At 51.2% G+C, this 13721-nt stretch carries 16 protein-coding genes; 3 read left to right on the top strand and 13 right to left on the bottom strand.

The features are described 5' to 3' along the window. Positions 1 to 8 precede the first annotated feature (8 nt). The 10 genes from hypA to yghX all read right to left on the bottom strand — a co-directional run bounded on the left by hypA (position 9) and on the right by yghX (position 9598). Entirely contained in the window at positions 9 to 350 is a 342-nt protein-coding gene (gene hypA / locus GPJ68_RS21000) for a hydrogenase maturation nickel metallochaperone HypA (RefSeq protein ID WP_016157467.1), read from the bottom strand. Next, positions 343 to 831, bottom strand: a complete 489-nt coding sequence (hybE, locus tag GPJ68_RS21005; protein WP_049283267.1) for a hydrogenase-2 assembly chaperone — start codon at positions 829 to 831, stop codon at positions 343 to 345. Before hybE ends, hypA begins: the two co-directional genes overlap by 8 nt. Further along, complete coding sequence (locus GPJ68_RS21010; RefSeq protein WP_016157468.1) at positions 824 to 1318, bottom strand: HyaD/HybD family hydrogenase maturation endopeptidase; 495 nt, start codon at positions 1316 to 1318, stop codon at positions 824 to 826. Before GPJ68_RS21010 ends, hybE begins: the two co-directional genes overlap by 8 nt. Further along, a complete protein-coding gene (hybC, locus tag GPJ68_RS21015) occupies positions 1318 to 3021 on the bottom strand; it encodes a hydrogenase 2 large subunit (RefSeq protein WP_003024476.1) in 1704 nt (567 codons plus the stop codon). Before hybC ends, GPJ68_RS21010 begins: the two co-directional genes overlap by 1 nt. After that, entirely contained in the window at positions 3018 to 4196 is a 1179-nt protein-coding gene (hybB, locus tag GPJ68_RS21020) for a Ni/Fe-hydrogenase cytochrome b subunit (protein WP_016154492.1), read from the bottom strand. Before hybB ends, hybC begins: the two co-directional genes overlap by 4 nt. After that, a complete protein-coding gene (hybA, locus tag GPJ68_RS21025) occupies positions 4186 to 5172 on the bottom strand; it encodes a hydrogenase 2 operon protein HybA (protein WP_003828357.1) in 987 nt (328 codons plus the stop codon). The genes hybB and hybA overlap by 11 nt, the downstream gene beginning before the upstream one ends. A gap of 2 nt (positions 5173 to 5174) precedes the next feature. Next, complete coding sequence (hybO, locus tag GPJ68_RS21030) at positions 5175 to 6293, bottom strand: hydrogenase 2 small subunit (RefSeq protein ID WP_016154493.1); 1119 nt, start codon at positions 6291 to 6293, stop codon at positions 5175 to 5177. A gap of 189 nt (positions 6294 to 6482) precedes the next feature. Continuing rightward, positions 6483 to 6770 carry a DUF2623 family protein gene (locus GPJ68_RS21035; protein ID WP_016154494.1) on the bottom strand — a complete coding sequence of 96 codons (288 nt, stop codon included), beginning with the start codon at positions 6768 to 6770 and terminating at the stop codon, positions 6483 to 6485. An 85-nt stretch (positions 6771 to 6855) separates the two neighbouring features. Further along, entirely contained in the window at positions 6856 to 8496 is a 1641-nt protein-coding gene (locus tag GPJ68_RS21040) for a methyl-accepting chemotaxis protein (protein WP_047414033.1), read from the bottom strand. 214 nt (positions 8497 to 8710) lie between these two features. Next, entirely contained in the window at positions 8711 to 9598 is an 888-nt protein-coding gene (gene yghX, locus GPJ68_RS21045) for a YghX family hydrolase (protein ID WP_049268743.1), read from the bottom strand. A 155-nt stretch (positions 9599 to 9753) separates the two neighbouring features. On the opposite strand from yghX, the gene GPJ68_RS21050 reads away from it, so the two are divergent. After that, entirely contained in the window at positions 9754 to 10794 is a 1041-nt protein-coding gene (locus tag GPJ68_RS21050) for an aldo/keto reductase (RefSeq protein WP_180836975.1), read from the top strand. A 68-nt stretch (positions 10795 to 10862) separates the two neighbouring features. Here GPJ68_RS21050 and GPJ68_RS21055 read toward each other — a convergent pair whose 3' ends face one another. Next, the gene (locus tag GPJ68_RS21055; RefSeq protein WP_016154498.1) at positions 10863 to 11366 is read right to left on the bottom strand and encodes an ESA_00282 family adhesion-associated protein; all 504 of its coding nucleotides are present in this window, start codon (positions 11364 to 11366) and stop codon (positions 10863 to 10865) included. Between the two features lie 104 nt (positions 11367 to 11470). On the opposite strand from GPJ68_RS21055, the gene GPJ68_RS21060 reads away from it, so the two are divergent. Then, positions 11471 to 11875 (top strand): hypothetical protein, encoded by a 405-nt coding sequence (locus tag GPJ68_RS21060; RefSeq protein WP_016154499.1) that lies wholly within the window; start codon positions 11471 to 11473, stop codon positions 11873 to 11875. 1 nt (position 11876) lies between these two features. Continuing rightward, positions 11877 to 12284 (top strand): hypothetical protein, encoded by a 408-nt coding sequence (locus GPJ68_RS21065; protein ID WP_016154500.1) that lies wholly within the window; start codon positions 11877 to 11879, stop codon positions 12282 to 12284. Positions 12285 to 12355: 71 nt separating this feature from the next. Here GPJ68_RS21065 and exbD read toward each other — a convergent pair whose 3' ends face one another. Further along, a complete protein-coding gene (gene exbD, locus GPJ68_RS21070; protein ID WP_016154501.1) occupies positions 12356 to 12781 on the bottom strand; it encodes a TonB system transport protein ExbD in 426 nt (141 codons plus the stop codon). 6 nt (positions 12782 to 12787) lie between these two features. Beyond that, positions 12788 to 13522 carry a tol-pal system-associated acyl-CoA thioesterase gene (exbB, locus tag GPJ68_RS21075; protein WP_016154502.1) on the bottom strand — a complete coding sequence of 245 codons (735 nt, stop codon included), beginning with the start codon at positions 13520 to 13522 and terminating at the stop codon, positions 12788 to 12790. Positions 13523 to 13721 lie beyond the last annotated feature (199 nt).

A 13721-nucleotide genomic window follows, 5' to 3' on the forward strand; every position in this document is an offset into this window, starting at 1 on the left:
CCTATGGGTTATTCGACTTCAATACTTTTCACTTTCAGTGAATCGCCAGCATCAACCCGCAGGCGATCGCCCTGACATTGTGGACACTGCGCATCATGCTGGGTGATTTCCACAACCTGACTGCAATCCCAGCACCATGCCTGGGCTGGCTTGTAATCAATATGCAGCTCACAACCCTGAGCCAGCGTCCCCTGACAGACGATGTCGAAACTGAAACGAACGGCGCTCTCTTCAACGCAGGAGAGCGCCCCGATTTCCAGCCAAACACCGGTTACACGTTTGACACCGTGCTGCTCTGCCTGCTGTTGAACAATCTCAACCGCGCTCTGACAAAGGGACAGCTCATGCATTTTCGCAGTTCCGACGACCCAGCAGCAACGCGCGGCGATTAAGCTGCGGCGCATTCGGATCGCTAACCGGCAGCGATAACAGCATTCGCGCGCAATCGTCAGTCAGACGCATGCCTTCTTGCGCCGACATACTGTGCGAAAGCGGCGACATCAGTGAGCAGGAAAGGTATTGCGATACGCCCTCCAGTTCACCAACGGTAAAGGTCATCTCGCCATACGGCAGACGCAGTCCGATTTTTTCGCTGACTTTACGCACCGGCCAGATCTGGTCCGGTCCGGGGAAAATCAGTGCGCTGAGCATCCAGGGCGTGATAACACACCCCGTCCACTGTCCTTCAAACAGCGTAAATTCAGAGATATATACCGGCATGTTCGGATGCAGGAAAGAGAGATCGTGCATTGAACGCCGGGCAACCTCTTCAAACGCTGCCTGAATTTGCATCTTCGGGGCCGTCTGAAAACCGACAAACTCCTCAGACATGAGCCGCCTCCCGCGGGATCGCTTCAACACCTGATTCGCGAAGCGCGGCAAGAACCTGCTCAAGCGCAGGTTCAATCATCGCTTCAACCGTTGGCGTTAGTCCGATATGCGGCTCCAGCGATTCCGGAATAACACCGACTAACGTCAGCTTTTTCGGAAACTCGCCGGTGAAACGCAGGGCCGACAATACGTCGGCCAGACCAAGCTGGTGCGGTGAGATTTTGTTGGTAAACAGCGCCGGGATCTCTTCATCCCGCAGGACCATCATCGTTCCTGGCGTGTTTTTCTTCGACACAATGGCGTCAGCAATGATCAGATGATCTCTGTTCGCCATATCACCGAGAAGCTCCATCCCAGCCGTACCACCGTCCAGAACATCAACAAAGTCTGGCAGGACGTACCGTTGTTCTAATGCTTCAACGATACGTACCCCGATGGCTTCGTCGGTCAGCAAAATATTGCCGACCCCTAAGACTAATATCCGCATTACAGAACCTTAACTGAGACCACTTCGTTCCCATCAACGTCCACCACATGCACCGCACATGACATACAAGGGTCGAAGGAGTGAATGGTACGAACCACTTCCAGCGGTTTGTTTGGATCGGCAATCGGCGTACCTACCAGCGAGCGCTCATACGGTCCCACTTCATCATTAAAGTTACGTGGGCCAGAGTTCCAGGTTGACGGTACAACCGCCTGGTAGTTGCTGATAATGCCATCTTTGATCACCATCCAGTGAGACAGCATACCGCGCGGCGCTTCGAGGAAACCGACACCTTTAAATTCACCCGTTGCCGGGATATCCGGTTTCACGAAGGTGGTGTGGTCGCCTTTGCCGATGTTCACAATCAGCGCATTGTACTGATCCTGCAGAACGTTCTGCAGTTCACAGCAGTGAACGGTACGGCCAATAATACGGCCCAACGTAGAGTGCAGCTGTGACACTTCGATAGTTTTACCGGTCAGCTTGGTGTAAATCGCGATGATTTCATTCAGCTTGGCATGGGTAGACTCGCGTTTGGCCGCCAGTTTACACAGCATGTTGGCCAACGGCCCCACTTCAACCGTTTTACCGTAGAAGGTCGGTGCTTTAACCCAGGAGTACTTGCCATCATCTGACCAACCGGTGTAATCAGGAACCGTTGTGCCTTCCCACGGAGCCTGCGGCGCTTCGTCTTTGTACCAGGCGTGTTTCGCACTCTCCTGAATCCCTTTGATCAGGTACTCATCGGAGTGAGAGGTGATCGGACGATAGGTCGACAGATCTTCATTGGTGATGTAACCACCCGGGAACAGGAAGCTGCCGTTTTTACCGTCAGTCGGGAATTCCGGTGCGCTCAGATAGTTAACCGCACCTTGACCACGTTCCAGCCACTCAGGGTAGAACGCAGCAATCACCGCGGTATCAACCTTGTAAACCTGCTCAACGAAGTCGCTCAGCTTATCGATAAAGGACTTGATATACATCAGGCGCTCAAGGTTCAGCACGCCAAGGCCGTCGAGGTTAATTGGGTTAGCAACCCCGCCTACCGCCAGGTTCTGAATGTGCGGCGTTTTACCGCCCAACAGCGCCACAACACGGTTAGCATCACGCTGGCATTCCAGCGCCTGCAGGTAGTGAGCGACCGCAATCAGGTTCACTTCTGGCGGCAGCTGCATCGCCGGGTGACCCCAGCAACCGTTGGCAAAAATGCCTAACTGACCGCTGGCAACAAGGTCTTTGATCTTGTTCTGAACCTTAGTGAACTCTTCTGCGCTGTTCAGGTGCCAGGAGGACACGCCGTTCAGCATGGCAGACGCTTTCGCTGGATCTGCTTTCAGTGCAGAGGTGATATCCACCCAGTCCAGCGCAGAGAGCTGATAGAAGTGAACAATGTGGTCATGCGTGGTGTGCGCGGCCAGAATGATGTTACGGATATACTGTGCGTTCACCGGAACATCAATATTCAGCGCGCTTTCTGCTGCACGAACGGAAGAGATAGCGTGAGTGGTAGTACAAACGCCACAGATACGCTGCACAATCATCCAGGCATCGCGCGGATCGCGGTTTTTCACGATCTCTTCCATGCCGCGCCACATGGTACCGGAAGCCCATGCTTTAGATACCACGCCATTTTCGATTTCGCAGTCGATGCGTAAATGACCCTCAATACGGGTTACCGGATCAATAGTAATTCTCTGGCTCATGCTTTGCTCGCCTCATGACGATTTTGATCGTTTTGTTTTAAAGGAGGAAGTATCGGCAGTAGACGAATGAGTACGATGTATGCACAAATCTCAATAGCCACAAAACCAATAGAAATCAACAGTTCTTCCCAGGTCGGGAAGTAGTGGTAGCCACCACCAGGATTGAACGCCACCAGCGAATAGGACAGACGCCATGTCGCACAACCCAGCAATGCGCTCAGCGCAGACAGATACAGCATACGCGAGTCGTTACGCAGCTTAGTGACGCGCAGCACCACCAGCGGGAAGACCATCAGCACGACTTCAATCCAGAACATCAGGGAGTAAAGATCGCCTGAGAACGCATAGGACAGTTTGTCGCGATAGATCAGTTCGCCAAAGCGCAGAACCACGAAAATCGCCAACAGCACGCTGATGGTATTCGTCAGCTTGATGAACAAACTTTTCTCGTCCGGACCATTACCTTTCAGCCCGGCTTGTACCAACGAGCCTTCGAAGATGACGATCGAGAAGCCCATAATAAAAGCGGTTAATACGGAGAAAAGCGGCAACATTTCATAAGCTTGCCATAGCGGATGCACCTTATAGCCCGCAGAAATCATCAATGAACCCATTGAAGACTGGTGCATAGTTGGCAGCAGCGCGCCAAGGGCAATGATAAAGAACATCACTTTATTCAAACGTTTGAGAGAGACTTTCCACCCCAGACGTTCAAACAGAGCCGGAGCAAATTCCAGCGCCATGATGCCGATATAGATGGTCATACAGACCGCCGTTTCGAACAGTACCGAGTTCACGTTGAAGTGGCCCGGAATGTAGAAATACGGCAGGTTCCAGTAACGACCGACGTCAATGGTGATCGACAGACCACCCAGCGAGTAGCCAAACAGGCTCGCCAGCAGCGCCGGACGTACCAGTGGATGGTATTGTCCTCTGTTGAAAACATACACCGCCCACGCCAGCGCCCAGCCACCACATGCGAAGCCGGTACCAATCAGCAGGTCAAACGCGATCCATACACCCCATGGGAAACCGCCGTTCAGATCGGAGACTGAGCCCAATCCGAAGACCAGACGTTTCACGATCAGGAGCATACACAGGACGATAAGCGGCCCAAAAATAATGACCGGTTTGCTGATTATTTTTCCGCCCAGCGGTTTAGGATCATGACTCATGATCGTCTCCTCCATCGTGATGGTCGTTTTTCGTGTTACGACGAACCAGCACGGTTAAGCCCGCCAGCGCAGCCAGGGGTAATATCATGCCCTTGTACAAGGAATGTTGAACATGTTCGGAACGCGCACCGGTTGAAAGATCATCCAGTTTCGGCAGATCCAAATCCTCGTAAGGAACGCCCGTCAGTACCATAACCTGTGTACCACCACCCTCTTTCTCGCCGTACAGATGGGGGTAATACTTCGGTACCGTATGCAGATAGGTATCGCCTGCTTTCACCGTCTGACGCGGATAGTGGTATTCGCTGCCAGGCTTCAGCGCGAGACGTTTTTTCGCCTCAGCCATCAGCTCTTCACGCGTCCCAAAAATCACCGCACCGGCAGGGCACACTTCAACACAACCCGGTAAACCGCCTTTGTCCAGACGCTCAACACCTTTCTGGTTACACAGTTCACATTTGTGAAGCGCACCAAACGGGTTGTTGTAGTCATACTTAGGCACATTGTACGGGCAGGCGACCATGCAGTAACGACAGCCCGTGCAAACATCTTTGTCATAGTGGACGATGCCGGTTTTCGGATCCTTCTTCAGCGCGGAGACCGGGCAAACGGAGACACAGTTCGGATCGACACAGTGCATGCACTGCTTCTTAATGTATGCGTAGCCGTTTTCTTCCTGGTCTTTGTTGACGCCTGTTCCGCTACGCCACACCTGGATGATGTTATTGGTATACGGTGACAGTTTGTCGTTGTTCGACCAGGTCTGCTCGCCTTCCGGATTACGCGCCGGGAAGTTGATATCCTGACACTTGGTGACACAGGCCTGGCAGCCTACGCACAGCGTCGAGTCATAGAGCATCCCAAGAGAACCAGGGATCGGCGGACGGTTTTCTGCAGCCGCATGGCTGATGGACGGCGCAGCGCCCAACAGCAATGCCCCGCTGGAGGCTGCTTTAATAAAGTTACGTCTGTTCACGGTTATTCTCCCCGTGAGTCAGCGTTATCTTTCTTCTGCTGACGCCCCAGTTCACGAACCGCCATCACGCTGACACCGGCAACCAGTCCTACTACGCCACCAAGCAGCCCAATCGCCCCGGCAGAAATATTGCCGCCTTCTTTCATATTGACGTCAGGTTTCTCGGAACGCGGTGTTTGGTTTTCCACATGAGCAAGCTGGTGAATACCTTTATGGAAACCGACACCTTCTTCGTTACAGCCGTAGCAAGGGTGACCGATAGCCACCGGCCACACGCCGCCAACATCGCAGAATTGCAGCGTTGAGCAGTTGCCGTAGGTTTCTGGTCCTTTACAGCCCAGATGGTAGAGGCACCAGCCTTCACGGTGACCTTCATCGCCAAACTCTTTAGCAAAACGACCTGCATCGAAGTGCGGGCGACGTTCGCAGTGTTCGTGAATCAAACGACCATAGGCAAATGTCGGACGGTTTTTGGTATCCAGCTTCGGCGGCTTACCGTAAGTGATGATATGCGCGACCGTTGCAAGGAAGTTGTGCGGGTTCGGAGGACAGCCGGGGATGTTGATGATGGTTTTGCCTGGCAGAACTTCCTGCAAGCCGACGGCCCCCGTTGGGTTAACGCCAGCAGCAGCAACACCACCCCAAGCGGCACAAGAGCCGATGGCAATGATAGCGGCAGCGCCTTCTGCGGCCCGGCGGATGTGATCTACGATCGGCTCACCGGCAACCATGCAGTAAATACCATTGTCTTTCAGTGGGATAGAACCATCTACAACCAAAACATATTGCCCTTTGTACTTCTCCAGAGCGTTATGTTTATTCTCTTCGACCTGGTGGCCGAAAGCCGCAGAGAGTACCTCATGGTATTCCAGAGAGATTGTCTCCAGAACGAGGTTTTCCACTGTAGGGTGTGTCGCGCGAAGTAGCGATTCAGTACAACCCGTACACTCCTGCGCACCAATCCAGATAACCGGTGGACGCTGAGGACGAGAAACTGATTCGGCCATTTCTGCGGCGGCTTTGCTACTGAGCCCCATGGTAGCGGCCAGTGCTGCACAAAGCTTCATGAAATCACGGCGATTGATGCCGTTCGAATTGATGAGAGAGTTATCTCCAGTCATTTTATAGTTATTCCGTTGCGAAGACCTGGCTTTTATTTTGCACCTTTCGCATGTTGCATATTGCGATCGGCGCGCCATTTACCACACTTTTTATATGGTTATGTGCATTATAATACTTCGGCGGAGCAACAAAACGAAGGCGTAGGTCAATAGTGTAATTAATTAAAGCAAGATAATACCCCTTTCGGATCAAGCTTCGAGACGATAGCCAGCCATGAAAAAACGAATTGTTGTACTGGACTGGTTCTCTTTAAAGAAATCCATAACCATCTCTTTATCCAGCCCATAGCGACGCGTGAGGATCCCCGCTTCCCACGCGCTGAGCTGTCGATCGCCCGTTTTTTCAAACATTCGATGAGAAAATCCCAGCACAAAACCGCGTTTATAATCAGCACAAAAATTGGCCGCCGTGCGTGCGCTATCCGCACTTGACGCGTTTAATCCGGCCATCAAGCCTTTTCCAAAATGGTTGTCCATGCATAACCTCCAATCGCTATATAATAAATTATATAGCGATTTTTTAAGCAAAGACCAGAGGTATCACGTACTTTTTTATGTCCGCTTAAAAGGACACCCATTCATCCTTTTTAGCGGCTGCAGACGTTTTGCTGTCTGCTGAAGGGGAAGCGGTACTGGCGGCGGCGTACTGCACATCGTTTGCTGAAAGGCGGAACTGTTGTACCGAGCGTTGCAGCTCTTCCGTTTGCCGTTCAAGCGCCACAGCTGCGGCGGAAACTTGCTCTACCAGCGCGGCGTTCTGTTGCGTTACGCTGTCCATCTGCGTGATCGCCACGCTCACCTGCGAAATGCCCTTATTCTGTTCTTCTGAGGCAGAAGCAATTTGCTTCATGATAACGGTCACTTCGGTGGCTCCGCGCAGAATCGCCTCCATGGTTAATCCCGTCTCTTTAACCAGTCGAGCGCCCTGATCGACGCGACGCGACGATTCGCCAATCAGCGTCTCAATCTCTTTCGCCGCCCCGGCGCTACGGCTGGCAAGGTTACGCACCTCACCGGCAACAACGGCAAAACCACGCCCCTGCTCACCTGCTCTGGCAGCTTCAACTGCCGCGTTCAGCGCCAGAATATTGGTCTGGAAGGCAATGCTATTAATAACCGACGTAATTTCCGCGATCTGTTTAGAGCTGGCGGCAATGCCGTCCATCGTCTCAACCACTTCTGAAACCAGGCTGCTCCCTTTACCTGCCGTCTCTGTCGCCGTATCGGCAAGCTGGCTGGCTTCACGCGCGTTTTCGGCGTTCAGTTTTACCGTTGCGGTCAGTTGCTCCATGCTGGCAGCGGTCTCTTCCAGCGCCGCAGCCTGCTCCTCAGTACGCGATGAGAGATCGTTATTGCCGGTGGAAATTTCCGTAGCCCCTCGCCAGATGTTGTCACTACCTGAGCGAATTGTACTGACGGCTTCGCGCAGGCTGTCCTGCATCGCGCACAATAACGGCACCAGTTGGCCCACGCAGTTACGGCCAAAATCTTCGATTGGATGGCTGAGATCGCCCTGAGCAATCTGCTGGAACTGCTGGCGGATACGTCCCAGGGGTTTCACCATCATGGCGACGAGGTAACGATCTGTGAAGAACAGGAGAGCAATACCGAGGATCACGGCGGTAATAATTAGCGTCCGGATGATAGACGTTTTGCCATCGACCATGACACGCGTGGTATCAAGCCGCTCACCTGCCGTGGCGTTAAAACGTTCGGCACTGGCGCCAAATTCACGGCTTAGCGCTGGCGTAACGGTGCTGGCATGCTCCGCAAAGGCCGTAAGCGTGCCCTGCTGCGCCAGTTGCATTTGCGGAATCACCCCGTTATCCAGCAGCGCCTGCCACTTCGTCAGTACCGCCGCGGCAACGTCCGGATCCATAGGCCCCGGAGACAACGTTTTCATCTCCTGGAGTTTTTTGCTCATATTCTCCAGGGACTGCTGCGCTGGTGCAAAATCAGGCGTTCCGCCGCTCATTTTGACATCCATGGCGCGACTTAAGCGCGTTACGAAGCGAAAATACTGATCGTTCCCCTGACTGAGGACCGTCATCTGATGGACAAGATGACGGTCAATATCATTGCCTTCAGATATTTTTGATAAAGAATGAAGACTGAATAAACCCACGCCCGACCAGAGCAGGCAAAAAAGTCCCAGTATTGCCAACATGACAATACGAATAGTGAAGTTTTTCAGCAAACGCATAATAATTTCCTTGCCGTTGATGAGGAATTCGCCATCAGGCGATACTTATCCTTGTTATCGGCAGGCAACAGAGAAGATATAATGCATTCTTTATTTTTTTACTTTCTTAAGTGCATCCAATATTATTTACACTATATCAACATGAATGCTAATGAAATTAGCTAGCATTATTATTCAGATAATTAACCTGAAGCATTAAATAATCCCTTGTTTTCTATCGTAAATATTTGTTAAACCATGCAAGAGTACGCTCCCAGGCCAAATCAGCGGCAGCATTATCATAACGCGGTGTGGAGTCATTATGAAAACCATGATTAACGCCGGGATAGATATATGCCTCATAGACTTTCTTATTGGCTTTGAGCGCCGCTTCATAGGCGGGCCATCCCTCATTAATTCGGGTATCTAATTGCGCATAGTGCAGTAATAAAGGCGCTTTTATTTTAGGGACATCTGATGCAGGAACCTGACGCCCATAAAAAGGCACTGCGCAGGCCAGTTCAGGAAAAGCAACGGCTGCGGCATTCGATACGCCGCCACCGTAGCAAAATCCGGTGATACCCACCTTTCCCGTCGCGCCTGAATAACGCTGCATAAATTCAATGGCGGCAAAAAAGTCGTTCATCAGCTTTACCGGGTCAACCTGCTGCTGCAACTCCCGACCTTTATCATCATTGCCAGGATAGCCCCCTACTGAACTTAAGCCATCAGGCGCGAGCGCAATATAGCCCGCCTTTGCCACCCGCCGTGCCACATCCTCAATATACGGATTCAGCCCACGATTCTCATGCACCACCACTACCGCCGGAACTTTCCCCGTCGCTTTCGCAGGTTTGACCAGATACCCACGCACATCACCATGCCCTTCAGGTGAAGGGTAAGTCATGTATTCCGCCAGGATATCAGGATCGGTGAACTCCACCTGCGTTGCGAGGGCATAATTGGGTTTCAACACATTGAATAATGCCAGCGCCGTCATACCACCGACTGCATATTTCGCAGCAAGATTGAGAAACTCGCGTTTCGTTATTTTGCCATGAGCGTAATAGTCATAGTAGTCGAGCAATTCTTGCGGAAAGTCTTTGGCAGTTAGACGCGACATGGCAGCACTCCGGATCGATGTTTTTTTAAGCAAAGCACAGTGGTCTGTTTTTGCCCAGTTTTTCATTCCAGTGTGACCTGGTGAACGGGATATTCATCATGAACCCGCTAGAATAGAAACGTTGTTTCGAAATTCACCTGCACTAAGGAGATCTCATGGACTGGTTTGCCAATCCTGAACGTTACGAGCAGATGCTCTATCGCTACTGCGGGCGCAGCGGTTTACGTTTACCCGCACTATCGCTGGGTTTGTGGCACAGTTTTGGGCACGCTCAGGCGCTGGATTCACAGCGCGCTCTGCTGCGTAAAGCATTTGATTTAGGCATCACGCATTTTGATTTAGCCAATAACTACGGGCCGCCTCCGGGCAGCGCAGAAGAGAATTTTGGCCGATTATTGCGCGAGGATTTTGCACACTATCGTGATGAACTGATCATCTCCACCAAGGCAGGCTATGACATGTGGCCAGGGCCATACGGTTCTGGCGGTTCGCGCAAATACCTGCTCGCCAGCCTCGACCAGAGCCTGAAACGCATGGGCCTCGACTATGTCGATATCTTCTACTCGCACCGCGTTGACGAAAATACGCCAATGGAAGAGACCGCCTCAGCGCTGGCCCATGCGGTGCAAAGCGGTAAAGCGCTGTATGTCGGCATCTCATCCTATTCTCCGGAGCGTACGCAGAAAATGGCCGAGCTGATGCGGGAATGGAAAATTCCGCTGCTGATCCACCAGCCTTCTTACAACCTGCTTAACCGTTGGGTAGACAGCAGCGGTCTGCTGGATACGCTGGAATCCAACGGCATGGGCTGCATCGCATTTACGCCGCTGGCCCAGGGGCTGCTGACGGGGAAATACCTCAACGGCATTCCGGAAGGTTCACGCATGCAGCGTGAAGGGAAAAAAGTTCGTGGGCTGACGGAAAATATGCTGACGGAAGAAAACCTTAACAGCCTGCGTTTGCTCAATGAGATGGCGCAACAGCGCGGACAGTCGATGGCGCAAATGGCCTTAAGCTGGCTGCTGAAAGACAACCGGGTGACGTCGGTATTAATTGGCGCCAGCCGACCGGAGCAACTGGAGGAGAACGTTCAGGCGTTGGCTAACCTGACGTTCAGCGCCGAAGAACTGGCGCAGATCGATAAGCATGTCGCGGATGGTAAACTGAACCTGTGGCAGGCCTCATCTGACAAATAGCCGTTTGTAACTCTGTGCCGGGAAGCAGTGTTAGCCTCCACGGCACGTAACAGGGCCAGCCAATCCCTTCACACCTCTTCCGCTTTGATCTCTGGACGTTGAAATTCCGGCCACACCAGCGCGACAAGCGCAGGATAAGCCTCCAGACTGAACTCCCTGAAGCACTGGCGTAAGTTAAGCACATCCAGATCGGCATGCGGGACTTTCTCACCGCTCAGACAGCGCTTTTTTATATTGTCGTAATATTTATACACCGCAGAGTTGAGATCGCTACAACGCCGCTGTGCATCAAATAGCCCTGGCGTCTCATTTAGCTCCACCATTGTCATCCGCTTGATCGTTGAGTGGATAAAATCGATATATTCGTGATTAACGCGCCAATACCATACTGGGGTAATCGAATTCATCAGTACCGAAAAATGATCTTCCCCCTCTTCTTTACTCAGCATTTCCGGCTGGTTTTCAGAGTGCCCATTTTCTGCATATCGGTTTTTATTTGCACTGCGCATCAACAAAAGTACCCCGCAGGTAAGCAATAGCAGGGTAATAACAGAATAAAATATACTGTTCATATACTGGCTCCATTTTTTTTGATTTTAAAATTACGCCATGCTATTGTCAACGCAGCCTGGTTTATTTAGAACAACATATCATTGGCATCAAAGGATATTTCAACATGCTTCCCGAGCATCTTGTTCCCTCGCGTTTTCACTTATCCAGCTCATCTACTAATACCAGTTCCACAGATAATAGTGAAAATTTGACTCAGGGAAAGAGAACATTAAGCGATTACGAACCCGATATTTTGATTAGCTCTACCGCTAACGGCCAGGCGCGCAATATGTTATTTGAAGAGTGCGATCGCCATTTAAAAGAGCGCCTGTTTCGTGCCGCAAAAATTGAGTCCTTCACTCGCCTGCTCAATTCACTACAAGCGGAAGGCGACATTAACGCTCAAGAATTAAGTAAAATTTTATCGACAAAAACAGCCAGCGTAAATGAACAGGGCAATAAAATTTGGCTTAATTTAATTACGCGTGAGACCAGCGATCCTATTTTTTATTCTCTGGAAGAGAAATAAAATGAAAGATGTTGAGGATAATAATGTTTATTTGGCTTTAGATGACCATAAAAGCGATGAGTTTGTCTTAAAGCAAAATTTGGCCGTATTGATTGCCAATAAAAATGCGACGTTGGAAAGCGTTGCCCAGGAGATGGTCTCTATTCCCGCCGCGCTGGTGCGGATGAAATGGCAAAATCGTCGCGAAATTTATGCGCTGCAGGCTAAAGAAGAGATCTATGGCGCCGCGATTGAAGCCATTATGGAGCAGCAACCAGAACTACGGGACAAAATCATGGCCCGGCTGGAGAGCACATACCAGCATATACTCAAGCGAGAAACAGCCACCTTACGCCTGACGCGTAAACTGTCTGAAGGGAACTACGAACCCACCAGGATAACGGCAGTCGCACTGGATGAGGACAGATAAGGGCGTGTGGGGAGAGTTAAATCAGGAGAGGAAGGCCGGGTAAGGCAACAACCATTACCCGGCAATCAGGATTACTTCGCTTTCACGGTCTCTTCACCGACCAGACCAATCTTCAGGAAACCCGCCTGATGCAGCGTATCCATAACTTTCATCATGGTTTCATAATCGACGGTTTTATCCGCACGGAAGAAAATCGTGGTGTCTTTCTTCCCATCGGTCAGCGTATTTAATTCGCTAATCATGGTGTCATCCGTCACCTGATTGTTGCCAATAAACATACTCTTATCGGCTTTAACAGACAGGTAAACCGGTTTTTCCGGACGCGGCTGCGGCGTGCTGGTGGAAGCCGGGAGATTCACCTTCACATCCACCGTTGCCAACGGTGCGGCCACCATAAAGATGATCAATAAAACCAACATAACATCGATAAACGGCGTCACGTTGATTTCATGCATTTCACCGTTATCGTCCAGGTTTTCATTAAAGCTCATTGCCATGGAACATTATCCTACACGTAATTTCTGCGCAGCACGTACCGGATGGGCAGAAGCGCTAGCGTTCAGGTCCAGATCGCGACTTTGCAGCAACAGTACCTGTGCCGCGACATCGCCCAGCATCGCTTTATAGCTGCCAATCTGACGTGCGAAAATGTTGTAGATAACGACCGCAGGAATTGCCGCGACCAGACCGATCGCCGTCGCTAACAGTGCTTCTGCGATACCCGGCGCAACAACGGCCAGGTTGGTCGTTTGGGTTTGTGCAATCCCGATGAAGCTATTCATGATGCCCCATACGGTACCGAACAGACCCACAAATGGAGAGATAGCCCCGATGGTGGCCAGGTAGCCGTTACCACGTCCCATATGACGACCTACCGCCGCCACACGACGCTCCAGACGGAAGCCGGTACGCTCTTTAATACCTTCGTTGTCGTCGCTGCCTTCTGACAATTCCAGTTCGTTCTGCGCTTCGTAAATCAACTGTGCGCCCAGGCTTTTGCCATCAAATCCTGCAGCAATCTCATTTGCCTGGTCTAAAGAGCGGGCGTCCGCCAGCAGTTGCTGTTCACGCTTAAGGCGGCGTTTCTGAGTAAAGAACTCAAGGCTCTTACTAAAGAAGATAGCCCAGGTGACCACTGATGCCAAAATCAGCCCAATCATCACGCACTTAACCACGATATCGGCGTGCTGATACATACCCCAGACGGAAAGATCCGTCTGCATCAAATTATTACCCACTCTGTATCTCCAGGACGCAAATCACAAAATCTGAGCGTAATGATATCAAAACGACGTCGAATTGATAGTCGTTCTCATTACTATTTACATATTGCCGCACCTTTGGTTTCTTTTCCTTGCGCTTACGCAGTAAAAAAGTCACCAGAAGCATTTTGAGATTATTTTCTACTGTATGACCGTTCTGCAGGATGCGTCATCT

Origin of the sequence: Citrobacter sp. 172116965, assembly GCF_013458095.1 — a bacterium.
Lineage (GTDB): Bacteria > Pseudomonadota > Gammaproteobacteria > Enterobacterales > Enterobacteriaceae > Citrobacter > Citrobacter braakii.

Bases quoted from the DNA above. Each gene is read 5' to 3' on its own strand.
- hybO (WP_016154493.1), bottom strand. From the start codon at position 6,293: ATGACTGGAGATAACTCTCTCATCAATTCGAACGGCATCAATCGCCGT.
- hybC (WP_003024476.1), bottom strand. From the start codon at position 3,021: ATGAGCCAGAGAATTACTATTGATCCGGTAACCCGTATTGAGGGTCAT.
- hybB (WP_016154492.1), bottom strand. From the start codon at position 4,196: ATGAGTCATGATCCTAAACCGCTGGGCGGAAAAATAATCAGCAAACCG.
- GPJ68_RS21065 (WP_016154500.1), top strand. From the start codon at position 11,877: ATGAAAGATGTTGAGGATAATAATGTTTATTTGGCTTTAGATGACCAT.
- GPJ68_RS21060 (WP_016154499.1), top strand. From the start codon at position 11,471: ATGCTTCCCGAGCATCTTGTTCCCTCGCGTTTTCACTTATCCAGCTCA.
- GPJ68_RS21040 (WP_047414033.1), bottom strand. From the start codon at position 8,496: ATGCGTTTGCTGAAAAACTTCACTATTCGTATTGTCATGTTGGCAATA.
- yghX (WP_049268743.1), bottom strand. From the start codon at position 9,598: ATGTCGCGTCTAACTGCCAAAGACTTTCCGCAAGAATTGCTCGACTAC.
- hybE (WP_049283267.1), bottom strand. From the start codon at position 831: ATGTCTGAGGAGTTTGTCGGTTTTCAGACGGCCCCGAAGATGCAAATT.
- hypA (WP_016157467.1), bottom strand. From the start codon at position 350: ATGCATGAGCTGTCCCTTTGTCAGAGCGCGGTTGAGATTGTTCAACAG.
- exbD (WP_016154501.1), bottom strand. From the start codon at position 12,781: ATGGCAATGAGCTTTAATGAAAACCTGGACGATAACGGTGAAATGCAT.
- GPJ68_RS21010 (WP_016157468.1), bottom strand. From the start codon at position 1,318: ATGCGGATATTAGTCTTAGGGGTCGGCAATATTTTGCTGACCGACGAA.
- GPJ68_RS21055 (WP_016154498.1), bottom strand. From the start codon at position 11,366: ATGAACAGTATATTTTATTCTGTTATTACCCTGCTATTGCTTACCTGC.
- GPJ68_RS21050 (WP_180836975.1), top strand. From the start codon at position 9,754: ATGGACTGGTTTGCCAATCCTGAACGTTACGAGCAGATGCTCTATCGC.
- GPJ68_RS21035 (WP_016154494.1), bottom strand. From the start codon at position 6,770: ATGGACAACCATTTTGGAAAAGGCTTGATGGCCGGATTAAACGCGTCA.